Consider the following 24,582-nt stretch of genomic DNA (forward strand, 5'->3'; position numbering starts at 1 on the left):
AAGACAATATAAAACGGCTTTCGTGTATTCGAACGAAAGCCGCTTTCTTATTTCTTCACAAGTGAATAGAAATGTTCCCAACCTTCTAATATACCTGCAGCAAATTCATGTTCTGCAAAGTGAATGTTTGGATAACCGCGTAGTTTTTCGAGTTCAGGCTGATGGTTAGCAACGACGACAGCTGGAAATCCTTGAGTTAGCATATCTTCGTCATTTCCTGAATCACCTGCTGCAAGTACTCTTGCTGTTTCGGATGCATATTGTTCTATTACATATTGCAGAGCAGAGCCTTTATTAGCCCCTTCTGGCAATATATCAAAGTCTTTCCCTGAACTATATATGCAATGGCAAGGGATCTCTGCATTTTTTAGTTGAAGTTTAGCTGCTTCTACTATATTTTCATCTTGAATGGTGTAGGATAGGCGATTTTCATTAGGTACAGGATGTTTTGCAATTGAAGGAAGGAAGGTCATGATGAATTTGATATGTTCCGGTTCCCAGTGTGCCTGTGTTTTCTGTTTCCAGCCAATATCTTGTTGGAAATCAGGCCCTGTGTAGATGGTAGCCCCGGCATCGCAAACCAAAATATCCGGCAGGGGAATCTCATGTGCTTCTAACAATTGTAGTGTAGATTGTTTGTGCCTACCTGTAATAAAAATAGTAGAGAATGATCCTTCTATTGTATGAAGCAGTGTACGAAGAGCTTCTTCGTCACCAACTAATGTATTATCTAAATCAGTTGCAATAATGTTATTTTTGAATGCATTCATGTTGTAACTCCTTATAGATAGTGCTGATTTGGCCAGCAATTTCGCACCAGTCAAATTGCTTTTCAGCATTTGTTTTAGCATTATACCCAAGCACTTTATTTAATGCTTCATTGTTTAAGAGGATATTCATTGCCTCAGCGAATTTTTCAGCATCGCCTCTCGCTACATGAAGACCAGTCCGTCTAGGGAGAACGACATCTTGCAATCCGCCAACTTTAGAAGCAATAACTGGGCAACCGCATGCTTGTGCTTCAGCTGCCACCATGCCGAATGATTCGTAGAATGATGGAACAATAGTTGCAATGGCATTGCGATAATAATCGGCAAGTTCTTTTTCTGTTTTTGGCCCTAAGAATAGGATACGATCTTCAAATCCTTTAATTGCCTCGCGTAAATCTTTGTTTTTAGGATCGTTTGTCATGTGATCGATGGCATTTTTACTGCCACCTATAACAAATAATTTAATGTCATCAGGCACTTGATGGTTCTGTAATAATAATTTGAAGGCTTCAAGTAAGACATAAATGCCCTTTGGTTTTTCCAAACGGCCGACATATAAGTAGTATGGATCCTGATGTAGATTAAGCGGGGTCTCAATATACCTTGCAGATACGCCAATGGAAACCACTTTGATAGGAGCAGGGGATGGAACTGTGCTCTCAATCAACTCTTTTTCATTTTGAGTGGTAGCAATAATTTCATCAGCTTCTGTAAGCACCTTGTTCTCCATTTGAAGACGAATTTGACTTGCTTCGCCAATACCATTTTTCTTAGCTATGCCGAGTGAATGATTAGTGTGCACCCATGGAATGCTAAATTCATTCTTGAGCATGCTGCCTAAAATACCTGACATCCAGTAATGCGTGTGTACGAGTGAGTATTCCTCTATATGAATCAGCTGTAGCATCTCTTTATAAAAAGCAGGCAGTAAGTCAAAGATTTTTTCTTTTTCAATGGCTCCTATATGACCTGCAGCAATGCGAATAACGCGATTATTCTTTCCGAAATGTTCTATTTGAGGCGACTGTGCATTTGACCAATGTGTAATCACATCTACTTCATAATCTTTTTCTTCTAAAGCCAGCGCCAGTTGTTTAACATAGTTGTTTTGCCCGCCTGCTTGTTTACTACCAAGTGGAACAAGCGGATCACCATGTTCTGAAATAAATAATATTTTTTGTTTCAACATTTTTCTCTCCCCCACTAAAGTAATTAATAAAATTTCTGAAAACCTAGCATATGTTGTTCTATAGCCTTTTAGACTGAAATTGAAACATTGCGGAGAAAGAAAGCAAGAGTTTGTGTCGAGAAAAAGAAGATTTGTATTATTAATTGACAGTGTTTTGCGAGCATGTTATTATAGTTAAGGTTATGAATACAAGTTTGTGGTTGAAGTAGAGGCTGCCCGCTTCTCACCTGTTCGATTTTTGATGTTGACAGGTACTATGATAGAACGGATCACGCATTTTCGCGTGTACATATATCTCGCGGGCGGACATTTCGACTAATGTCCGCCTTTTTTTGTGGACATCGAAAGTACCGTACCGATCATCGGGCAACTAGCCCAAACCATGTATTCGCGACACTACTTGGAGGTGGATTGTTATTAGCAAAGACATGTATGTAAACGAAGGCATTCGCGCACGTGAACTTCGTGTAATCGACCATAATGGTGATCAGCTTGGAGTAAAAACACGCAATGAAGCCTTGACAATTGCAGAACGTGCAAATTTGGATCTTGTCCTTGTGGCTCCTCAAGCCAAGCCACCAGTAGCTCGTATCATGGATTATGGTAAATTCAAATTCGAGCAACAAAAGAAAGATCGCGAAGTACGCAAAAACCAAAAAGTCATCGTGATGAAAGAAGTAAGATTAAGTCCTACAATCGATGAACACGATTTCCAAACAAAATTGCGTAACGGAATTAAGTTCCTTGAAAAAGGGGACAAAGTAAAAGCTTCTATCCGCTTTAAAGGCCGTGCGATTACGCACAAAGAAATTGGCCAAAAAGTATTAGATCGCTTTGCAGAAGCTTGTGCCGACGTTGCAACGGTTGAACAAAAACCGAAAATGGAAGGCAGAAGTATGTTCTTAGTGCTTCAACCTAAGAACGAGAAAAAATAAGTTTTAGTCGAACAGTTTAGGAGGAATTCGAAATGCCAAAAATGAAAACTCACCGTGGCGCAGCTAAACGTTTCAAAAAAACGGGTACTGGTAAATTAAAATATGACCGTGCTTACGGCAGCCACTTATTCGCAAACAAATCTACAAAAGCTAAACGTCACCTACGTAAAGCTAACATCGTTTCACCTGGTGACTACAAACGCATTAAATCTTTACTTACAAACATTAAATAATAATATAATATATTCAGTAATGAATAGCAGGAGGTAATTTGTATGCCACGCGTAAAAGGCGGTACTGTAACACGCGCTCGTCGTAAAAAAGTTTTAAAATTAGCTAAAGGTTACTTTGGCTCTAAACATACATTATATAAAGTTGCTAACCAAGCAGTAATGAAATCTGGTCAATATGCTTATCGTGACCGTCGTCAAAAGAAACGTGATTTCCGTAAACTATGGATCACACGTATCAATGCTGCTGCTCGCATCAACGGTCTTTCTTACAGCCGTTTAATGCACGGTTTAAAAGTAGCTGAAATCGAAGTTAACCGTAAAATGTTAGCTGATCTTGCTGTAAACGATGCAGCTGCATTCGCTCAATTAGCAGACGCTGCTAAAAAAGCTGTTGCGAAATAATTATAAAAAAAGCCTATGATTAACTTCATAGGTTTTTTTGTGCCTTTTTTTGATAATAAAAAACCTTCGTTCTTGTCCAAACGAAAGGTTTTTTATTATATATTGAGCTAATCATTAAACAATATAGCAGCGATTTCCTCTTTTGAATGAAGAAAATCGGCTAATGTATATTCATCCAAGACCGACATATATGCATGGAGGGCTTTATTTAGTGCGCCCTTTAAGCTGCATACAGGTGAAATGATACACCCAACGGATTCCGGGTTGAAGCAATCGACTAAATAGAGATCTTCTTCTGTTTCCCGAATCACTTTGCCTAGTACAATTTCTTCTGGTTTTAATGCAAGACGAATACCGCCGCCGCGGCCTCTTATTGTTTCTATATATCCAAGTTTGCCCAGCTCATGTGTCACTTTCATTAAGTGATTTTTTGATATGCCATAGGCTTCTGATATTTCTTTGATTGTGGCTAATTTTTCTGCATCCATCGCACCGAGGTAGAGGAGGACACGTAAAGAGTAATCAGTATACAAAGTTAATCGCATGAGGATCACCACCATTTCTATATATCCATTATACCATGTTAGACTGAATTCATCTTTTTTAAAAGATATATTTAAAATATGTCTTTTTTGTTAAAGATGTATTTATAATATTGCTTTAAGAATTAGATAGGTGTATCTTTGAGTTGTTAAAAGAAAAGGAGTGTTTGATATGTTATCACAACAAACTATGGATATTGTAAAATCAACTGCACCAGTATTAGAAGTACACGGAAATAATATTACAAAAACCTTCTATAAAAATATGTTCGCAGCACATCCTGAATTATTAAATATTTTCAACCATGCAAACCAAGCAAAAGGACGTCAACAAGCAGCACTAGCAAACACAGTGTATGCAGCTGCTGTACACATTGAAAATCTTGGTGCTATTATGCCGGTTGTTAAACAAATTGCACATAAACACAGAAGTTTAGGTATTAAACCAGAACATTATCCAATTGTTGGCGAACATTTATTAGGTGCAATTAAAGAAGTGTTAGGTGATGCAGCAACAGATGATATCATTAATGCATGGGCAGAAGCATACGGCGTCATCGCAGATGCATTCATCTCTGTAGAAGAAGAAATGTACCAAGAAGCTGAAAAACAACAAGGTGGTTGGAGATTCTTTAAAGAATTCGAAATCGCTAATAAAGTAGTAGAGAATGAAGAAATTACATCATTCTACCTAAAACCAGTAGATGGTAAAGTATTGCCAGAATATCAACCAGGTCAATATATCACAGTCCAAGTAACAATCCCTGGTGATGAATTTACTCACAATCGTCAATATAGCTTATCTAGAGCTTCAAATAACGAAGCATTCCGTATCTCAGTAAAACGGGAAGACATTAATGACCCAGAAGGTAAAGTGTCTCTATACTTGCACAACCAAGCTAAAGTAGGAGACCGCATCCAAGTAAGCGCACCAGCTGGCGACTTCCAATTAGATTTAGCTTCTAAAGCGCCAGTAACATTTATCGCAGGCGGCGTGGGCATTACACCTCTAATGGCAATGTTCGACACATTAGCAGCACTTGATGCAAACAGAACAACAACATTGATTCATAGCGCTCGTACTTCTAACTTGCATGTATTTGATAACGAGATCCAAGAAAATATTGCGAAAATGTCAAATGCAAGTTATATCGCATTAAATACAGATGAAGTAGGCTATATCACAAAAGAATTCTTACAAGAAAATGTGAGTCTTGAAAATGATGTATATGTGTGTGGTCCAGCTGTATTTATGGAAGCTATTATCAACCAGTTGTATGCATTAGGCTTCAAGGAATCACAAATTCACTTTGAATTCTTCGGACCTGCACAACAATTGAACGTTACTGTTAAGGCATAATTAAATGCTACTCAATTAAGGGCTGATGCTTCGGCCCTTGATTTTTTAGATTGAATAGTAAAGCTACTAACTGTTAAACAAACAAGTATTCCCCTGTTTGGTTTGATGATATAATGGAAGAAGATCATTAAAGGTCTGAAAATTAACTTTATTAAGGAGAGTTAAGATGGATAAACAAGGTCAAGAAATGTTTTTGCGCTTTATTTTACAACGAGTTCAAGAGGGAAAAGAAGAGGAAGCAAGAGAAATTCTTTTAGAAAATTTCAAAAAACAAGATGAGGGAACATTTTCACAAGAAGATATTCAAGAATTCATTCCGAAAATGATTGCTCTATTAAAACCTGAAAAACTAGAAGAAGTTAAAGCAGCGGTAAAACAATTTTCAGGGAGCTTTGGCGAAAAATAAAATATAGCTATCTTATAAGGACATTTAAAAGGCAAGATTTCGTTTCTACGATATCTCGCTTTTTTATATTAAGAAATCATTCCTAATTTAAAATGAACGAAATGTCGAACGATAGCATTATACATATGTAACGCATCAACTACTAGATGAGATGGCCTATAATTGTAAAGTACTATTGTAAAAAAATATTGTAAACAAACATCCAGGTTAAATTTATCTAAAAAAAATACTATAACTAGTTCAAATTGTATTCTTATTTTACAAGATAAGCATAATTTTTATATTTAAATGAGACGTAATTGTAAGTTTTGTAACAATATTGATAAAAATATTACCTGTTAATTCTACTAAAATTTTGCTATCCTTAGTAAGGTCAATATTTAGTAATATTACTAATACTAGGAGGAATAGGAATGAGGATTCTTAAAAATATAGTTATGCTAATGGCAGTAGCTATATTTTGTTTAGTAGGTACAAATGTCGCATTAGCTAAAGAACCTGTCATCGCAGATATATCGAAATGGCAAGGAAATATTAATTGGAGTCAAGCAAGTAAGGATTTGGATTTTGTCATTATCCGTACTCAAGACGGTAGTTTAGAAGATTCATATCATAAGAGCTATGAAAAATCAGCACAAGAACACGGAATTCCATTCGGCGTATATGGTTATGCGCGTTACACAAATAAAGCGCAAGCTGAAGAAGAAGCCGTTAATTTTTATACAAGAGCTAGCAAGCAAACAAAATTCTATGTAGTTGATGTAGAAGCTACTGATAGTGGTTTCACAAGAAGCGATATTGTCGCAAATACAACAGCTTTCATAAACAAACTAAAAGCCATTAGCAATAAACCTGTAGGTCTTTATACAGGTGACGCTTACTATAAACAATATGGTTTGCAAAACGTAAAAAACAGAGATTTCCTATGGATTGCACGCTACGGTAACAATGATGATGTAGCTGAGAATTGGGAAAAGCCAACAGTGGAAGATTATGATCTTTGGCAGTATACTAGCCAAGGGAATGTTTTGGGTATTGCTGGAAATGTGGATTTGAATAAGCTGAAAGATGGCAAGACGCTAGAAACTTTCTTCAAACCTGATATCACTTTAGCAGGAACTTCAAGCTATTATCGTACAAACCCTAAAAAAATTGTAGTGAAAAAGAGCTCTGCAACCCTTTATAACAGTGTGAACTTTTCTTCATCTACAAAAGTTAAAACAGTAAAAGCAAACACAATTCTATCTACTAAAGCTGTAAAATATACGAAGAGTGGAACGCCACGCCTTCAAACAACAGATGGCAAGTACATTACTGCAAATCGAAAATATGTAACAAAAGTAGTTTCAAATATTAGTGATTTTTATACAACACCACCTGCAAAAATTGTTGTTTCTAAAGCTAGTGGCGCTAGTACTTATAGTACCACAAACTTTACTTCTTTAAACAAGTTGAGAACATTACCTAAAAATACATTGATTGATATTACAGGTGTTGAATATACAGCAGGCGGCACACCAAGATTAAGAACAGCTAATGACACGTATATTACAGCTAACAAACAGTATGTTAAAAAGGTTATATCTTCAATTGACAATTACTATACAGAAGCACCAGAAAAAGTAGTTATCCAAAAAGATAATGTAACACACTATAATAGCACGACATTTAACAGTGATACAAAAACAGGTAGCTATGATAAAGGTGATGTTGTAAACATTACAGATGTTGAATATACAGCAGGCGGCACACCTAGATTAAAAACTAGCAAAGGCACATATATCACTGCAAATAAAGCATATGTGATAAAAACAATCTCAACAGTTGACAATTACTTCACTAAAACACCTGAGAAAGTGATTGTAACAAAAGCCTCTGCAACTTTATACAACAGTACAGTATTCTCATCAGCTACAACTGTTAAAACTATCAAAAAAGGCACGGTCCTTGATATTGCCGGAATCGCATTTGATAAAAATGGTACACCACGATTGAAAACTACTTCAGGCCAATACTTAACAGCCAACAAATCGTATGTACAGGAAACAAAATAATTGATTCCAAAACACGCCATTCAGCAATAGATTGAATGGCGTTTTTATTTTTATAAATATCACATAAGGGAGAACTCTATTTTGAAATCTACCTATTATATAATCTATTTTATTGTTATCTCATTCATTGGTTTTGTCACAATGGGGGTGGATAAAAGAAAGGCAATTTATAAGCGATGGCGTATCCCTGAAAAAAGGTTATGGTTTATTGCCTTGATAGGTGGTGCTGTTGGAACATGGCTAGGCATGATGGTATTTCATCATAAATCGCGAAGAATTCATTTTGTTATCGGTTTTACAGTTTTAGCAATTATCGATATTAGTATAATGTTATTTCTTTTCAATTGATTTCTTTTTCGATACGATGGAGAAGAAATATTTATAAAAGGCAGGTTAAAAAAGATGGATTATTCATTAACATTAAAAATACAACGCATACATAAAGATGCCAAAATACCATATCGCGCCAATCCTGGGGACGCAGGTTTAGATTTATTTGCTGTGGAAGATACCGTGATCAAAGCGGGTGAATCTGCGTTAATACCAACTGGTATTATCATTGAATTGCCTATGGGGACAGAAGCACAAATACGACCTAGAAGCGGCTTAGCATTAAAGCATTCCGTAACGGTGCTAAATAGCCCTGGTACAATCGATGAAGGATATAGAGGCGAAATCAAAATTATATTAATTAATCATGGACAAGAGGATTTCTTAGTAGAAAAGCATATGCGAATCGCTCAAATGGTAATTGCACCAGTATTAGCTGTGAATCTTGAAGAAGTAAAAGAAGTTTCTCAGTCAGACCGTTCCCAAAAAGGATTTGGTTCTTCAGGCAAGTTTTAATTTTATTTTGAAAATTACCACTGTTAGCATTATAATGAATAAGTATTGATACTTAGGGGGGCGAAATAGTGGTTGTATTAGATGAAACTTTAACGATGTTTAAAGAATTAACAGATGCACGCGGTATTGCGGGTAACGAAAAAGAAGCACGCGATGTTATGACAAAGTACTTGAAGCCATATGCAGATAAAGTGGAGAATGACAATCTTGGCAGCGTGATTGCAGAAAAAGTCGGAAATCCAGATGGACCGAAAATTATGCTTGCAGGGCATTTAGATGAAATCGGCTTTATGATCACGCAAATTGATGACAAGGGATTTTTGAAATTCCAAACGGTTGGCGGCTGGTGGTCGCAAGTAATGCTTGCTCAGCGTGTCCAAATCGTAACACGTAAAGGTGAAACAATTGTGGGTGTTATCGGTTCAAAACCTCCGCATATCTTGCCGGCATCAGCACGTAAGCAACCTTATGAAATTAAAGATATGTTTATTGATATTGGAGCAACTTCTAAGGAAGAAGCGGAATCATGGGGAGTACGTCCAGGCGATATGGTAACGCCATACTTTGAATTTACTGTCATGAAAAATGAAAAACACTTACTTGCAAAAGCATGGGATAATCGCATTGGTTGTGCGATTGCTATTGAGGTATTAAAAGGATTAAAAGATGAACAACATCCAAACATCGTCTACAGCTGCGGCGTAGTGCAAGAAGAAGTAGGACTACGTGGTGCAAAAACAGCTACACATAAAATTAACCCGGATATCGGTTTTGCAGTCGATGTCGGCATTGCAGGAGATACACCAGGAGTAACGCCAAAAGAATCAAACAGCAAAATGGGTGACGGACCACAAATCATTATTTATGATGCATCTATGGTTGCTCATAGAGGTTTAAGAGACTTGGTTGTCGATACAGCTGAAGAAAATAATATTCCTTATCAATATGAAGCAATTCCTGGTGGAGGTACAGACGCAGGTTCTATACATTTAACAGCAAATGGTGTGCCAGCTTTATCTATTGGAATTGCTACACGATATATTCACTCGCATGCAGGAATCTTACACCGTGATGATTTTGACAACACAGTAAAATTAATCATAGAAGTCATCAAAAAACTAGATCGCGAGACTGTGAATAACATTATTTTTGATTAGTCATTCTGAAAAGGGAAGTCAAAACTTATTGGCTTCCTTTTTTGTATGTCTAAAATATCATAAAAATACACTTGAATTTATAATTATACATATATACAATAGACAATAACCAAATAGTTGGAAGGGGATGTACAGATGAAATTGCTGGATAAGAGTCAATTGAGAACAGTCACGTCGTTGAAAGGTAAAGATTTGTTGGAGCTAGGGGATTGCACAAGTTTAGAAGTAAGCCAGCTTATAGAGCTGGCCGTTAAGCTGAAAAAAGCAACAAAAGAAGGCGCTTGTCCTCCGTTATTAGAAGGCAAAACGCTAGGGATGATTTTCGAAAAAAGCTCGACGCGTACCCGTGTTTCCTTTGAGGTAGCGATGAATCAGCTTGGCGGAAAAAGTATGTATATGAATGCAAACGATCTTCAACTTGGTCGTGGTGAGTCGATTTCAGATACAGGTCATGTTCTCTCAGGCTATTTAGAAGGCATCATGATTCGGGCAAATTCTCATGAGAAAGTAGTTGAGCTTGCAAAACATGCATCCATTCCTGTTATTAATGGACTTACAGACCTAGCTCATCCTTGCCAAGCTTTAGCTGATTTGGAGACAATTTATGAAGTGAAAGGGACATTCAAAGGACTTAAACTTGCCTACATAGGCGATGGCAATAATGTTGTCCACTCATTAATGAATGCCTGCGCACATGTTGGGATGGATTTAGCTATTGCTACACCAAAAGGGTATGAACCTAACCAAGATATCATGAACGAGGCCAAAAACATTGCATCAGCAAATGATTGTACCATTCTGCATACGTTTGATGCGATTGAAGCGGTATCAAATGCTGATATCATCTATACCGATGTTTGGACTTCAATGGGGCAAGAAGATGAATGCGAAAAACGCCTGCAAGATTTTAGGGAATTCCAAATAAATGATGCACTTGTTGCACATGCTAAATCCGATTATATATTTATGCATTGTTTGCCCGCACATCGCGAAGAAGAAGTGACTTCGTCTATTATTGATAGCAGCCATTCTGTTATCTACCAGCAAGCAGAAAATCGTCTTCATGCTCAAAAAGCACTGCTTGTCTCTATATTAGCCGATTAAGCAATAATAGAAAATCTTTCTCGTACGATAGAAAAAGTAGCAGCTTCTTAAGGAAGAAGTGCTACTTTTTGGTTTAAGCGAAAGCTCTTGAAAGTTCGTTCATGAAAGAATCTTGTTCTTTTTTATCAGCTTGCTGCCACCATGTTTCAAAGAATACGCCAAGACCTGGAAGTAAATGTTCTTCACCGCGTTTAATCGCATCTTCCACAATATTTTTTAATTCGTCTGGGCTGTTTCCTGTCACATTATGCTTTATGGCATCGCGTATTTGGAAATTCATTCGGCATCCCTCCTGACAATATTTTTGCCATTTACTCGATTGTTATACATACTTTTGTTAAACTGAAAGAGAGTAATGATTACGAAGTATTAACAGAGGTAAAGGCGGAAAGAATGATGAAAAGAATAGAATCTCCCCAAAATTCACTTGTGAAGTATTGGAAGAAGTTAACGACAACACGTAAAGAGCGTGATCGTTCAGGTGAATTTATAATAGAAGGTTTCCATTTGATTGAAGAAGCTTTGAAAAGTAATGTAGATATATTAAACCTAATCATCCGAGAAGATGTTGAAATTCCTTCCCATTGGAATCTGGATCAGCTTTTTATTGTGGAAGTAACTCCGCAGGTAGCAGCAGAATTTTCGGAAACGGAACATTCCCAAGGCATCTTCGCTCATGTAAAAAAACCGAGTACCCAAGAATCAGAAAAAGCTAGATGGACCAAATTGTTGCTAATTGATGCCGTGCAAGATCCAGGCAATGTAGGCACTATGATCCGTACTGCGGACGCTGCTGGCATAGATGCTGTAATTTTAGGCAAGGGTACAGCAGATCCTTATAATCCAAAGACTGTCCGCTCTACACAAGGCTCCATTTTTCATATCCCTGTTATCACTGGTGATTTAACAGAATGGATTGATACCTCGAAGGAGAAAGGAATTCCGGTTTATGGAACTGCATTACAAAATGCTGTTTTATATCATGAGGTAAAAAAAGTAGGCAAATTTGCGTTAATTATGGGTAATGAAGGTGCAGGCATACATGAAGATTTGTTGGCTAAAACAGATAAAAATGTCATAATCCCTATACTGGGTCAAGCTGAATCTTTAAATGTAGCTGTTGCGACGGGTATCGTACTGTATTATTTCGCTACCTAAACGAATGGAAAATCCATAAATATGTGTGTGATTGTTCGCATAAAAAGAATTTCTTGATGTCATGTAGATGATTGATTATAATGAATTTGTATAAGGATAATAAAAAATGCAAAGATCGGGAAGAGTACATTTTACAAGCATTTTAGGGAGTGCATGCCTGTGACTGGAAGCATGTGCAATGCAAGTTAAATGGAAGTTCACCCCGTTAGCAGCCGCCAGGACCAGCAATACGCTGTAAAGGTGAGCCGGTGAATAACCGTTAAATCAATGAAGTGGTTGCATGGTGTCCCAACTGGCACATCTGCAATAACTAGGGTGGTATCGCGAAGTATTCCTCGTCCCTTTTTAGGGGCGGGGTTTTTTTATTTTTGGAAGGAGGAATTAATTTGGCAATGCTAGAACAATTAACTCAGCTAAAAGAAGAAGCATTAAGCAAGGTTTCGGCTGCTGAGGACATGAAACAATTAAATGAAGTGCGTGTAGCATTTCTAGGAAAAAAAGGTCCTATCACAGAGTTATCAAAAGGGATGGGTAAACTTCCTGCAGATGAACGTCCAAAAATGGGCGCTTTAGTCAATGAGGTGCGTGCAGAAGTGCAGCAAGCGCTAGATGCTCGTAAAGTAGAGCTAGAAGAAGTTGCAATTAATGAGCAGTTGGCGAAAGAAGCTATTGATATTACGTTGCCGGGACGTCCAGTTAAAGTTGGAGGAGCTCATCCTTTAACACGCGTAATTGAAGAAATTGAAGATTTATTTATCTCTATGGGATATGAGGTAGCAGAAGGGCCAGAAGTGGAGAAAGATTACTACAACTTTGAGGCGCTCAACTTGCCAAAAGGTCATCCTGCAAGAGATATGCAAGATACTTTCTATATATCTGAAGAAATCCTTCTTCGTACTCATACATCACCTGTGCAAGCTCGTACAATGGAAGCGAAAAAAGGTGAATCAATTAAAATCATTTGTCCAGGGAAGGTTTTCCGACGCGATAATGATGATGCAACACATTCACACCAGTTTACTCAGATCGAAGGCCTAGTGGTTGGCGAAAATATCCGGATGAGCGATTTAAAAGGTACATTAGATCTTTTTGCAAAGAAGATGTTTGGCGACGACCGTGAGATTCGTTTGCGTCCAAGCTTCTTCCCTTTTACAGAGCCATCAGTTGAGATGGATATCTCTTGCTTTAAATGCGGAGGAGAGGGTTGTAATGTCTGCAAACATACGGGCTGGATTGAAATCCTTGGAGCTGGTATGGTCCATCCTAATGTATTAACTATGGCAGGTTATGATCCGAAAAAAGTATCAGGATTTGCATTTGGGATGGGACCGGAGCGTATTGCCATGCTGAAATACGGTGTAGATGATATACGCCATTTCTATACAAATGATGTACGCTTTTTATCACAATTTCATCGCGTGGAAGAGTAAGGAGGAAGACGAGAGAGATGTATGTATCACTAAAATGGCTATCACAATATGTGAATCTTCAAGAGTTAAGTCCAGAAGAAATAGCAGAGAAAATTACCCGTTCAGGGATTGAAGTAGAAGGTGTCCACCATTTATCAGAGGGCTTAAAGAAACTGATGGTGGGAGAAATTAAAGAGAAAGTAAAACACCCAGATTCTGACCATTTGAATATTTGCCAAGTAGACTTCGGTGAGATTGAATTATCACAGATTGTCTGCGGGGCACCTAATGTAGAAGAAGGACAAAAAATTGTAGCAGTTCGTCCAAATGGCTATGTCGGCGGCAAGAAAATCAAAAAAGGTAAGCTTCGCGGCGAAGTGTCCAACGGCATGATTTGCTCATTGCAAGAGTTAGGGATGGACAGCAAAGTAGTACCGAAAAAATACGCAGATGGGATATTTGTATTGCCTGAAGACACGCCAGTTGGAATGGATGCAATCGAAGCGTTAAGCCTGGATGATGTCGTACTAGAATTAGGTCTTACACCAAACCGTTCTGATGCCATGAGCATGCTTGGGGTTGCTTATGAAGTGGCCGCTATCCTATCAGAAGAAATCAATCTGCCGGAGCCGACATACACAGCTTCTAAAGAAAAAGCTTCTGATGTTTTAAAGGTAAGCGTTGAAGCGAAAGAGCAAAATCCTATGTATACTGCAAAAGTAGTGAAGAACGTCAAAGTTGGCGAATCACCATTATGGCTTCAAGAACGTTTAATGGCAGCAGGCGTACGTCCATTAAATAATGTAGTAGATATTACAAACTATGTGTTAATGGAATATGGCCAACCACTTCACGCATTTGACTATGATGCACTTGGCACAGGTGAAATTCTTGTTCGCTTAGCAAACGATGGTGAAAGAATTACAACACTTGATGGCCAAGAACGCGAATTAACAAACGAGAACTTAGTCATTACCAATGGTAAAGAAGCTGTAGCAGTCGCAGGTGTTATGGGCGGTTTAGATTCTGAAGTAACTGATACTACAACAACCGTTGTTATTGAATCTGCATATTTCGAAGGTCAATCAATCCGTCAAACAGCAAAATCACTTGGGTTAAGAAGTGAAGCAAGTGCTCGATATGAAAAAGGTATTGATCCAAATCGTGTCATCCCAGCAGCTGAACGTGCAGCACAATTGTTAGCAGAACTAGCAGGCGGCGAGGTGTTGGAAGGTACTGTAATGGTTGATGATTTAGAAAAAGAACCAACACGGGTCGTGGTGTCTCCTGACTTTGTGAATGCACGCTTAGGGATGAAAATTTCACTAAATGAAATGGTTTCTATTTTAAAACGTTTAAAATTCACTGTTGAAACAGCAAATGGACTTCTATTTATTGATGTGCCAACACGCCGTCAAGACGTTAAAATTGAAGAAGATGTTGTGGAAGAAATCGCTCGGTTATATGGGTACGATGAAATTCCAGCTACTCTTCCAGTTGATGAAGGAAAATCTGGTGGATTAACGCATTATCAAGCGAAAAGACGAATTGTCCACCATCTAATGCAAGGTATTGGCCTTGAGCAAGCATTAACTTATTCGTTAACATCTGATGAGCTTTCTCAAAAATATGCAATAGAAACGGCGCAAACAACACGTTTATTAATGCCAATGAGTGAGGAAAGAAGCACTCTGCGGCAAAGCATCTTACCACATCTTATTGAGGCTGTGACGTATAATGTGTCGCGTCAACAAGATACCGTGGCATTGTATGAAATTGGCTCCGTCTTTTTAGGGCAAACGGAAGAAGGCCTGCCACATGAAGAGGAACATATCGCCATTGCTTTAACAGGCGATTGGATTAACCATAAATGGCAAGGCGAAAACAAAAAAGTGGATTTCTTTGTACTAAAAGGAATTTTAGAAGCGATGTTTGCAAAATTGGATATTGAAGGAAGAATTTCTTTAGAAGCTGCTGTTATCGATGGAATGCATCCTGGACGTACAGCAAAAGTGCTTTTAGATAACAAGTCTATCGGTTTCCTTGGACAAATGCATCCATCTGAGCAAAAAGCACAAGGCATTAAAGAAACTTATGTAGCCGAATTGAATATAGAGGCTCTTCTCCATACAATCATTGAGCCGTTAAAATATGCACCAGTTCCACGTTTCCCATCCGTTTCACGCGACATTGCATTAGTTGTTAATTCAGCTGCAAAAGCGGGAGATTTGGAAGAGATTATTCGACGTGCAGGAGGAGATCTGTTAAAAGATATCCATGTGTTTGACTTGTACGAAGGAGATAAAATGGAGGCGGGTAAAAAATCACTTGCCTTTACATTGACGTACCAAACGCCTGAGCGTACATTAACAGACGAAGAAGTGGTAGGCGCACATGACCAAGTATTGAAAGAGCTAACTGAAGCGGGTGCAGAAATCCGCTAATTATCTAAACACAAGCAAAGTATTTCTTTGCTTGTGTTTTTTTAAAAAAGAAAATTTATCACTTTAAAGTAGAAGAGAATATGGAAGAATTTTTAAAAAGTAGTTTTTAAAATAAAATCCCTATGCTATAATATTAAAAAAGTTATCTGACTAAATAAAAATTTTGGACTATTCAATTATAAAGAATATATGATTCTTGAATACATATTGAATTTCTGATTTTAGTTAGTTGTATTAAATAATATAGTTATATAAATCGGAGTGATGTTTGGAAGAACTGAATTGAAAAGAAGTTGTTAGCATATGAATGTAATGTGGGATAAATTTAACTTAAATTTAAAAAGTGTAAACGAATTGTAAAAATATATAGACAAATTAGAAATATATGATATATTAGTAAAAATAAGAAATTTAGACTGTCGAAATATCTGGGTAGAAACCCATCATTTTTTTAAAATAAATTATTAGAATTTTCATTCCTTACTTACTATTTAGAAAGGAGTATATATTATGAAATCGAAGAATGATATTTTAAATATAAAAAATTTACATACTAGTTTTAGAATCAAAGATCATTATTATCATGCAGTAGAAGATATATCGCTTACACTAAAGGAGAATGAAGTGTTAGCCATTGTAGGAGAATCAGGTTGTGGGAAAAGTACACTTGCTACTTCAATCGTCGGCCTTCATCCACCAGGAAATACAAAAGTGACTGGTGAGATTCTCTATAAAGGAAAAAACTTAGTGGAGTTTAAGGAAGATGAACTTAATAAAATTCGAGGGAACGATATTGGGTTTATCTTCCAAGATCCTTTGGCAGCATTAAATCCTTTAATGAAAATCGGTGAACAGATTGCTGAAACATTAAAATATCATACGAAGCTTGATGATAATAAACGGAAAGAACGTGTATTAGAACTGTTGGATCAGGTTGGCATTTCCAATCCAGCGCGCGTAGCGAATCAATTCCCTCACCAGCTTTCGGGAGGAATGAGACAGCGTGTGGTAATTGCAATTGCAATCGCATGTAAACCGAAAATTATGGTTGCAGATGAACCAACTACTGCATTAGATGTAACGATTCAGGCTCAGATTCTCGATTTGCTGAATGATTTGCAGGAAGAGACAGATGCTGGTATTGTTCTCATCACTCATGATTTAGGGGTAGTTGCAGAGGTGGCAGATCGAGTAGCTGTTATGTATGCTGGTCAGATTGTTGAATTAGCAACAGTAACCGAGTTATTTAGAAATCCACTGCATCCTTATACAAGGTCATTATTAAACTCGATACCGCAAGCGGACAGCGACAACGATCGATTAGAAGTAATCCAAGGCATGGTGCCAACATTGACGAAAATGCCGCGTAAGGGTTGCCGATTTGCACCCCGTGTGCCATGGATAGATGAAACAAAGCATGAAGAGAACCCAGCATTGCACGAAATTTCTAAGGATCACTTTGTAAGGTGCACTTGCTGGAAGGACTTCCATTTTGAACATCAAGAAGGAGGACTGCAACATGAGCTTCATGCAAATTAAAGATTTAAATGTACATTATCCAATTCGCGGAGGTTTTTTCAATACAGTGGTTGACCATGTATACGCGGTGGACGGTGTATCAATGGAATTTGAAAAGGGTAAAACATACGGCCTTGTTGGCGAATCTGGTTCTGGGAAATCGACAACAGGAAAGGCAATCATTGGTCTTGAAAAAATTACATCTGGTCAAATTATTTACGAGGGCCAAAATGTGACCAATCAACGTCGCAAAAGGAACAGCGCGTATAATCGCGATATCCAAATGATTTTCCAAGATTCTACTTCTGCTATGAATCCTAGAAAAAGAATTCAAGAGATTATAGCAGAGCCTATTAGGAATTTCATGAAGGTATCTCCGCAAGAAGAAAAACGCAGAATTATTGAATTGCTTGAAATTGTCGGCATGTCTGAAGAGGCCTTGCTTAAATACCCACATGAATTCTCAGGTGGTCAAAAACAACGTCTAGGCATTGCACGAGCTGTCGCTTGCAATCCCAAAATGATAATTGCTGATGAACCGGTATCAGCACTGGACTTATCTGTACAAGCCCAAGTACTCAACTTTATGAAAGACATTCAAAATGAATTCGGGCTTAGCTATTTATTTATCTCGCATGATTTAGGGGTTGTTCGTCACATGTGTGACCATATCTCAATTATGTATAAAGGTAGATTTGTAGAAAGTGGCACGCGAGAGGAAATTTACGCTAACCCTCAACATGTCTATACAAATCGTCTACTATCTGCTATTCCAAATATAGAACCAGAAACAAGAGATGAACGAAAAATTAAACGTCGGGCAGTCGAAGCTGCTTATAAAGCTGACTCCCATAAATATTTTGATGAAAAAGGTAAAGTGTATCCATTAAAAGACCTCTCGCAAACGCATAAGGTTGCTATGATGGGTGCGGAGAGAGGAGGAATGTAGTATGTGGAAAACAATTGTACGACGCGTACTCGTCATGATTCCTCAACTATTTGTCTTAAGTTTACTAATTTTTGGTTTAGCGAAATTAATGCCAGGTGATCCGTTCACTGGTATGATTACGCCGCAAACCGATCCTAATGTTATTGAAGAATTGAGAGAGAAAGCAGGTTTGAATGATCCATGGTATGTTCAATATTATCATTGGATTGTCAATGCCTTCCAAGGCGATTTTGGTGATAGTTACGCGTTCAAAGATAGTGTATCAAGCTTAATTGGCGAACGTGCCATGAACACATTTTGGCTTTCATTATTTACTGTTTTCTTAGTGTATTTGATTGCAATTCCACTTGGTATTTATGCTGGACGCTTTCAAAACTCGCTTTTTGATAAAGGAACTGTGCTTTATAGTTTTGTATCGTATGCAATACCAACATTCGTACTTGGTCTATTAATCCTATTCTTCTTCGGATATAGATTAGATTGGTTCCCGACAAGTGGATCAGTAGATGTCAAATATGACCCTGGTACATGGGGCTACTTTATGAGTAAGCTGTACCATCTTATCTTACCAGGCTTTACAGGAGCTATTTTAGGGACCACAAGCGTTATTCAATATTTACGTTCAGAGGTCATTGATGCTAAAACGCAGGATTATGTAAAAACAGCTCGCAGTAAGGGTGTACCAATGAAGAAAATATACTCGAAACATATTTTCCGTAATTCACTTTTACCGATTGCAGCATTTCTAGGTTTTACAATAACTGGCTTGTTAGGCGGCTCTATCTTTATAGAAACAATTTTTGGTTACCCTGGTATGGGGCAACTCTTCATAGAATCGTTGGGACAGCGCGATTACTCTGTAATAACAGCCTTGGTTATGTTATTTGGTTTCCTTGCATTACTGGGAAGTCTATTATCAGACATTATTATGAGTATTGTTGACCCGCGCATTCGTATTGAGTAAAAAATTGTTGGAAGATAGGTGAGAAGATATGGTAAATGTTCAAGATCAACCAATAAATAAAACGGAAGCAAAAGAAAGTAAACCTGCTACAGGATTACAGGTTATATTTCGTGAATTTTTAAAAGACAAATTGGCGACGATTTCTTTAGTATTATTACTAATTATTATTTTCGGTGCATTTATTTGGGCGCCATTTATTGATAAAGATGCATTAATGCAAATTAATTTAAGAACTATCTTTATGGAACCAGGTGAGGATGGCTACTTTCTGGGTACAGACCAAGGCGGAAGTGATGTCCTAGGCCAATTGGTGATTGGGGCACGTAACTCATTGTTTATCGCATTTTCCATAACAGCTATCACAATGGTAGTTGGTGTATTACTAGGCCTAATAGCTGGGTATTTCGGTGGCTTGATCGATAATATCATTATGCGTGTGACAGACTTCGTCATCACGTTACCTATGTTAATGTTAATCATCGTCTTCGTCACAATTGTGCCAAAATACAATCAATTTACATTCGTTCTTATACTGAGTGCCTTCTATTGGGTAGGTACTGCAAGGCTAATTCGAAGTAAAGTGCTCTCTGAGGCACGAAGAGATTATGTTAATGCATCGAAAACAATGGGAACTAGCGACTTTTCGATTATGATTAAAGGGATATTACCCAATATAAGCTCCCTTTTAATCGTAGAATTAGTGTTAAGTTTAGCCGGAAATGTAGGGATTGAAACAGGCTTGTCTTATTTAGGCTTTGGTTTGCCGCCGAATGTACCGAGTTTAGGTACGCTAGTAGGTTATGCAAAGAGTCCTGATGTTATTTCCGATAAGTGGTGGGTATGGTTACCCGCATCAATATTAATTTTAATACTGATGCTGGCAATAAATTATGTTGGACAGGCATTCCGCCGTGCAGCAGACTCTAAACAAAGATTAGGTTAAGGGAGGAAATTAGATGAAGAAGAGAAGATTGTTACTCACTGTTCTCGCGGCAATGATGCTTATTCTAGCAGCATGTAGCGGAAACGGCGGCAAGAGCAAGGATAATGGCAAGGAATCAGGTGGCAAGACAGCAGAAAAAGTGGACACAAGCAAGTTTCCGCTTGATGCAGAAAACAAGGATGAAGCTATCAAAGGCGGCACATTAAAAGTTGGTTTACAAAGTGATGGGCCGTTCAAAGGAATGTTCCTATATGAACTATATGAAGATGATTATGATGAAAAAATCCTTCGTTATACATCAAATTCATTATACTCAACAAAAGAAGATTTCTTGATTGGTGATGAGGGTTTAGGTAAATTATCAGTAGATGAAAAAGCAAAAAAAGCAACAATTACAATTCAAAAAGATGTGAAATGGTCTGATGGCGAGCCGTTCACAGCAGATGATGTTATTTATCCATATCTTATCATCGGAAATAAAGATTATACAGGTATCCGCTATGATGCAGACTTCCAAAACATCGTAGGTGCAAAAGAATACCATGCTGGTAAAGCTAAAGATATTTCTGGTATCAAAAAAGTAGATGATCATACAGTTGAAATTTCATTTAAGAAATTATCTCCAGCTATTTACTCTGGTGGTGATGGACTTTGGGGATATGCTGCACCGAAGCACACATTAAAAGATATTCCTATTAAAGATTTACAAAAATCTGATGCTGTACGTAAAAATCCAGTTACTTTAGGCGCGTTTATTATAAACAAAATTGTAAAAGGTGAATCAGTGGAAATGGTTGCCAATAAGAATTACTGGAAAGGGCAACCGAAAATTGACAAAGTTGTCATTTCAACTGTTTCTTCCGCAACAGCTGCTGAAGCATTAAAAACAGGTAAATTTGACGTAGTCCATTCATATCCAGCAAATGACTACAGTGCTGTTAAAGATTTAAACAATATTACAGTTTTAGGCCGTCCAGAGCTTGCATACTCTTATGTTGGGTTTAAACAAGGTAAATGGGATTCTAAGAAAGGCGAAGTTGTCGTAGATGAAAACGCGAAACTTTCGGATCCTAATTTACGTAAAGCTATCGCTTATGGCATGGATGTTGAAACAGTATCAGATCAATACTATGAAGGCTTACGTTCACGTGGTAACTCTTTGATTCCACCAGTATTCTCAGCATATTATGATGACTCTTTAGAAGGCTACAAATATGATCCGGAAAAAGCGAAAAAATTATTAGACGATGCAGGCTACAAAGACAAAGATAATGACGGCTACCGCGAAGATAAAGATGGTAAACCACTTGTTATCAATTTTGCTGGTATGGCTGGTTCTGATAAAGATAACAAAATTGTTCAATATTATATTCAAAACTGGAAAGCAATCGGCTTGAAAGTTGAATTAACAACTGGCCGTCTAATCGAGTTCAATGCATTCTACGATAAAGTAAAAGCAGATGATAAAGATATCGATATGTATATGGCTGCATGGGGTACAGGTACAAACCCATCACCAATCGGCTTATACTCTAAGAAAGCTCCATTCAATTATGCTCGTTGGACTACGCCTGAGCTAGAATCAGAATTAGAAGCAATTGATTCGCAAAAAGCTCTTGATGGGGATTACCGTGCTGAAGCATTCCGTAAATGGCAAGAAACAATGTACGAAGATGCTGTAACAGTGCCAACATACTTCCGTACAGAAATTGTCCCAGTAAACAAACGTGTGAAAAATTGGTCAATTGATTACTTAAATGAATATAGCGATCACTTGCAAGAGATTGAATTAACTGCTGACGAACCAGTTAAAAATAGCTAAAATGGAAAACCGGAAGTCCAAAGAGACTTCCGGTTTTTATATTGAATCATTAGCACTGAAGATACTTGGATAATGTAATATTTAAATATTTTTAAAAAGTAAAATGATACCAGCGAGATTTTAGAGATAGAATATTATACCATTAATATTAGGTGTTTTTTAGGTTTTGAGCATTGAAAAAGCTCATTGAAAAAAGAAATTATAGGGCGTTTCTTTCTTCATGAGCTTATTTTAAAATGGGATTATTTATTTATTAACTAAAAACGTTCATGGCAAGGTTTTAAACATTTTTTATCAATAGTAGAACCTGCAGAAGCACCTAGTGGTGTAGAAACAACTAATAAACTCAACATCGCCAACCCTAAAATAGATTTTGTTACTTTTTTCATTATTCCACCTCCTAAATTAATCTATTATTATATTAACATAAATAGAAAAATGTTACAATTAATTTATCTGAAAATATGAAAAATTATAATTTTCTTTTTGATGCGATTCGAGAAGCCTTTCCAGTATTAGCAAAATGCCATTTAGTAATATTATTTAAAGCTTCCTCGCCCTGCGCGAGTAGAATACGTGCAGCTACTTCATCAACCTTAGGTCCAGCACCTTTTGGCAATGTGGTACCTACTAGTTTGCTCAATTTGTCCATTTCATTTAAAAAGGCACATCTAGCGAGAATAGAGGCTGCTGCTACTGCTACATGAAGCTGTTCCGCTTTAGTGGCAAACAAAACCTGATCTCTAACGACTTCTTTATCGCCTTTTAAGTAATTATAGTAAGTATTTCTCTCAGCGAATTGGTCTATTAAAATATGATCTGGTTTATCAGGTGCTATTTTTTGAAGTAGTTTCATTAATGCCTGATTATGAAGTTTTGCCTTCATCTTTCCTTGAGACATGCCTGATGCTTGCATGGCATTGTATTTTGGATTTCGAAGAATTAGGACATGATGGTGCAGGCTTGCTTTTAAATCCGGCGCGATTTTTCGCATGTAGTCATCCGTCAGCATTTTGGAGTCTTTAACCCCAAGTTCTTTGACAAGCTGGATGCGTTCTTTTGGTACATACACAGCTGCTACAGTTATTGGTCCAAAATAGTCGCCAGTACCTGTTTCATCTGATCCTACTACCGATAAATCGGCAAAATTTGGAGGCAACAAATCACCTTTTGATGACGTCTTCTTTACAGATGAGGCTGGTTCTATGCCACCCTGGCTCCATTTTTCTGCTTCACGATCTCCGCCGTTGCCCTGAAACATCACCTTACCTGAGCGATAGATGGTAATCGCGCAATCTGGCAGCTTGGCTGCGAAAATCACGCCAGGGGCCTTTCGGTCGACCATATGGCGGGAGTAAGTACTCATGACTTCTTTCTGTACAGTATCGTTAAGGTTTAATACAATAGTAGACATTTTATCAAATTCCCTTCTTCTCTATGAATTCACAACATAGACACTTCATGGTATTATAAGAAATAGGACTAAAAAGGAGGTTTCGGCTTTGTCAGAGCAAAGTAAAAATCGAGTTTCAGTTGAAATATATGGCCATATCTATCACATGGCTGGAACAGAAACAAAAGAACATATGCGCTCTGTAGCGGATACTGTTGACCAAAAAATGCGCGAAATAAAGCAGGCAAACATCAGCCTCGACAGTGCCAAATTAGCCGTCCTCACTGCTTGCAATGCAGTCAATGATTATTTAAAATTAAAAAATCAAGTGGAATTGCTTGAAACAGAATTGAAAAAATTAAAGGATGACGTGAATGGTTGATTTAATCATAATTATATTATTGCTTGCTGGATTAATAAATGGAGCTAGAAAAGGCTTTATGCTTCAGCTAATCCAAATGGCCGGCTTTTTGGTTGCTGTACTCGTTGCATACTTTTATTATAAACCGCTTGCGGAGAAATTGGTGTTATGGATTCCATATCCTTCCGTTAGTGAAAATAGTACATTAAAGTTTGCGGTAGAGCAATTAAACATAAGCCAAACTTTCTATCAGTTGTTGGCATTCGCCTTGATTTTCTTCGTGGTGAAATTTGCTATACAAATCATTGCATCACTGTTTGATTTCTTGCGATACATACCAGTACTTGGCGGATTGAATCGGTTATTAGGTGGTGTATTAGGCTTTATAGAAGCATATTTGCTAATCTTTATCGTGCTATATGTATTTGCATTGCTGCCACTCGACCGTATACAGAACTACATCGAAAAATCTATCTTAACAAAGTTAATCCTTGAGTACACACCGATTATATCGAAGGCATTTCAGCATATGTGGTTCGTTTATATGAAATAAAGGGTAGGAACTTTCCGTGGGGAGCGCTCTTTATCCAACTGAATGTGAGTGTATCCATCGGGATAAATCA

26 protein-coding genes and 1 other annotated feature are annotated in these 24,582 nt (G+C 37.5%); of the genes, 20 read left to right on the top strand and 6 right to left on the bottom strand.

What is annotated here, in order from left to right; all coding sequences use genetic code 11:
- Positions 1-47 precede the first annotated feature (47 nt).
- Positions 48-770, bottom strand: a complete 723-nt coding sequence (locus RCJ93_RS00695) for an HAD-IIB family hydrolase (protein WP_190323438.1) — start codon at positions 768-770, stop codon at positions 48-50.
- Positions 751-1,959: a glycosyltransferase gene (locus tag RCJ93_RS00700; RefSeq protein WP_223823559.1), complete on the bottom strand. Its 1,209-nt coding sequence runs from the start codon at positions 1,957-1,959 to the stop codon at positions 751-753. The genes RCJ93_RS00695 and RCJ93_RS00700 overlap by 20 nt, the downstream gene beginning before the upstream one ends.
- 428 nt (positions 1,960-2,387) lie before the next feature.
- Here RCJ93_RS00700 and infC point away from each other — a divergent pair, with 428 nt between their 5' ends.
- Genes infC through rplT form a run of 3 tightly spaced genes read left to right on the top strand, consistent with a single transcriptional unit; the run spans position 2,388 to position 3,529 of the window.
- The gene (gene infC, locus RCJ93_RS00705) at positions 2,388-2,894 is read left to right on the top strand and encodes a translation initiation factor IF-3 (protein WP_066788772.1); all 507 of its coding nucleotides are present in this window, start codon (positions 2,388-2,390) and stop codon (positions 2,892-2,894) included.
- Positions 2,895-2,926: 32 nt separating this feature from the next.
- Positions 2,927-3,127 (top strand): 50S ribosomal protein L35, encoded by a 201-nt coding sequence (gene rpmI, locus RCJ93_RS00710; RefSeq protein WP_066788770.1) that lies wholly within the window; start codon positions 2,927-2,929, stop codon positions 3,125-3,127.
- Between the two features lie 42 nt (positions 3,128-3,169).
- The gene (rplT, locus tag RCJ93_RS00715) at positions 3,170-3,529 is read left to right on the top strand and encodes a 50S ribosomal protein L20 (protein WP_066788767.1); all 360 of its coding nucleotides are present in this window, start codon (positions 3,170-3,172) and stop codon (positions 3,527-3,529) included.
- A 107-nt stretch (positions 3,530-3,636) separates the two neighbouring features.
- Here the strand turns inward: rplT and RCJ93_RS00720 are convergent, their stop codons facing one another.
- A complete protein-coding gene (locus RCJ93_RS00720; protein ID WP_066788764.1) occupies positions 3,637-4,074 on the bottom strand; it encodes an RrF2 family transcriptional regulator in 438 nt (145 codons plus the stop codon).
- Between the two features lie 169 nt (positions 4,075-4,243).
- Between RCJ93_RS00720 and hmpA the strand changes: the two genes are divergently transcribed.
- The 7 genes from hmpA (at position 4,244) to argF (ending at position 10,998) form a co-directional block, all read left to right on the top strand.
- Complete coding sequence (hmpA, locus tag RCJ93_RS00725) at positions 4,244-5,431, top strand: NO-inducible flavohemoprotein (RefSeq protein WP_150284778.1); 1,188 nt, start codon at positions 4,244-4,246, stop codon at positions 5,429-5,431.
- A gap of 166 nt (positions 5,432-5,597) precedes the next feature.
- Positions 5,598-5,837, top strand: a complete 240-nt coding sequence (locus RCJ93_RS00730; RefSeq protein WP_147195933.1) for a hypothetical protein — start codon at positions 5,598-5,600, stop codon at positions 5,835-5,837.
- 413 nt (positions 5,838-6,250) lie between these two features.
- A complete protein-coding gene (locus RCJ93_RS00735; RefSeq protein ID WP_150284777.1) occupies positions 6,251-7,891 on the top strand; it encodes a DUF5776 domain-containing protein in 1,641 nt (546 codons plus the stop codon).
- Between the two features lie 81 nt (positions 7,892-7,972).
- Positions 7,973-8,239, top strand: coding sequence for a DUF1294 domain-containing protein (locus RCJ93_RS00740; protein ID WP_223823558.1), 267 nt, complete (start codon positions 7,973-7,975; stop codon positions 8,237-8,239).
- 54 nt (positions 8,240-8,293) lie between these two features.
- Positions 8,294-8,737, top strand: a complete 444-nt coding sequence (gene dut / locus RCJ93_RS00745; protein ID WP_066788752.1) for a dUTP diphosphatase — start codon at positions 8,294-8,296, stop codon at positions 8,735-8,737.
- Positions 8,738-8,805: 68 nt separating this feature from the next.
- Complete coding sequence (locus tag RCJ93_RS00750; RefSeq protein ID WP_149032010.1) at positions 8,806-9,894, top strand: M42 family metallopeptidase; 1,089 nt, start codon at positions 8,806-8,808, stop codon at positions 9,892-9,894.
- A 135-nt stretch (positions 9,895-10,029) separates the two neighbouring features.
- On the top strand, positions 10,030-10,998 hold the full coding sequence (gene argF / locus RCJ93_RS00755; RefSeq protein WP_446738131.1) for an ornithine carbamoyltransferase: 969 nt from the start codon (positions 10,030-10,032) through the stop codon (positions 10,996-10,998).
- 73 nt (positions 10,999-11,071) lie between these two features.
- Here argF and sspI read toward each other — a convergent pair whose 3' ends face one another.
- On the bottom strand, positions 11,072-11,278 hold the full coding sequence (gene sspI, locus RCJ93_RS00760; RefSeq protein ID WP_066788746.1) for a small acid-soluble spore protein SspI: 207 nt from the start codon (positions 11,276-11,278) through the stop codon (positions 11,072-11,074).
- 116 nt (positions 11,279-11,394) lie between these two features.
- Here sspI and RCJ93_RS00765 point away from each other — a divergent pair, with 116 nt between their 5' ends.
- The 8 genes from RCJ93_RS00765 to RCJ93_RS00800 all read left to right on the top strand — a co-directional run bounded on the left by RCJ93_RS00765 (position 11,395) and on the right by RCJ93_RS00800 (position 22,205).
- On the top strand, positions 11,395-12,156 hold the full coding sequence (locus RCJ93_RS00765; RefSeq protein WP_446738132.1) for a TrmH family RNA methyltransferase: 762 nt from the start codon (positions 11,395-11,397) through the stop codon (positions 12,154-12,156).
- A 102-nt stretch (positions 12,157-12,258) separates the two neighbouring features.
- Positions 12,259-12,502: a binding site (T-box leader), on the top strand.
- Between the two features lie 46 nt (positions 12,503-12,548).
- Positions 12,549-13,586, top strand: a complete 1,038-nt coding sequence (pheS, locus tag RCJ93_RS00770) for a phenylalanine--tRNA ligase subunit alpha (RefSeq protein WP_066791894.1) — start codon at positions 12,549-12,551, stop codon at positions 13,584-13,586.
- A 17-nt stretch (positions 13,587-13,603) separates the two neighbouring features.
- A complete protein-coding gene (gene pheT / locus RCJ93_RS00775) occupies positions 13,604-16,009 on the top strand; it encodes a phenylalanine--tRNA ligase subunit beta (protein WP_446738133.1) in 2,406 nt (801 codons plus the stop codon).
- A 510-nt stretch (positions 16,010-16,519) separates the two neighbouring features.
- Complete coding sequence (locus RCJ93_RS00780; RefSeq protein WP_446738134.1) at positions 16,520-17,548, top strand: ABC transporter ATP-binding protein; 1,029 nt, start codon at positions 16,520-16,522, stop codon at positions 17,546-17,548.
- Positions 17,529-18,476 carry an ATP-binding cassette domain-containing protein gene (locus RCJ93_RS00785; protein ID WP_446738135.1) on the top strand — a complete coding sequence of 316 codons (948 nt, stop codon included), beginning with the start codon at positions 17,529-17,531 and terminating at the stop codon, positions 18,474-18,476. The genes RCJ93_RS00780 and RCJ93_RS00785 overlap by 20 nt, the downstream gene beginning before the upstream one ends.
- Before the next feature lies 1 nt (position 18,477).
- Positions 18,478-19,440 carry an oligopeptide ABC transporter permease gene (gene opp4B / locus RCJ93_RS00790; RefSeq protein ID WP_249774557.1) on the top strand — a complete coding sequence of 321 codons (963 nt, stop codon included), beginning with the start codon at positions 18,478-18,480 and terminating at the stop codon, positions 19,438-19,440.
- A gap of 28 nt (positions 19,441-19,468) precedes the next feature.
- The gene (locus RCJ93_RS00795; protein WP_446738136.1) at positions 19,469-20,383 is read left to right on the top strand and encodes an ABC transporter permease; all 915 of its coding nucleotides are present in this window, start codon (positions 19,469-19,471) and stop codon (positions 20,381-20,383) included.
- A gap of 13 nt (positions 20,384-20,396) precedes the next feature.
- Entirely contained in the window at positions 20,397-22,205 is a 1,809-nt protein-coding gene (locus RCJ93_RS00800; protein WP_446738137.1) for an oligopeptide ABC transporter substrate-binding protein, read from the top strand.
- A gap of 257 nt (positions 22,206-22,462) precedes the next feature.
- Here the strand turns inward: RCJ93_RS00800 and RCJ93_RS00805 are convergent, their stop codons facing one another.
- The gene (locus tag RCJ93_RS00805) at positions 22,463-22,594 is read right to left on the bottom strand and encodes a hypothetical protein (protein ID WP_446738138.1); all 132 of its coding nucleotides are present in this window, start codon (positions 22,592-22,594) and stop codon (positions 22,463-22,465) included.
- Positions 22,595-22,677: 83 nt separating this feature from the next.
- Entirely contained in the window at positions 22,678-23,619 is a 942-nt protein-coding gene (rnhC, locus tag RCJ93_RS00810; RefSeq protein ID WP_446738139.1) for a ribonuclease HIII, read from the bottom strand.
- Between the two features lie 88 nt (positions 23,620-23,707).
- Between rnhC and zapA the strand changes: the two genes are divergently transcribed.
- A complete protein-coding gene (gene zapA / locus RCJ93_RS00815; protein ID WP_066788715.1) occupies positions 23,708-23,980 on the top strand; it encodes a cell division protein ZapA in 273 nt (90 codons plus the stop codon).
- Positions 23,973-24,512, top strand: coding sequence for a CvpA family protein (locus RCJ93_RS00820; RefSeq protein WP_446738140.1), 540 nt, complete (start codon positions 23,973-23,975; stop codon positions 24,510-24,512). Before zapA ends, RCJ93_RS00820 begins: the two co-directional genes overlap by 8 nt.
- The last annotated feature ends 70 nt before the right edge of the window (positions 24,513-24,582 follow it).

It is taken from the genome of Rummeliibacillus sp. BSL5 (assembly GCF_052928305.1).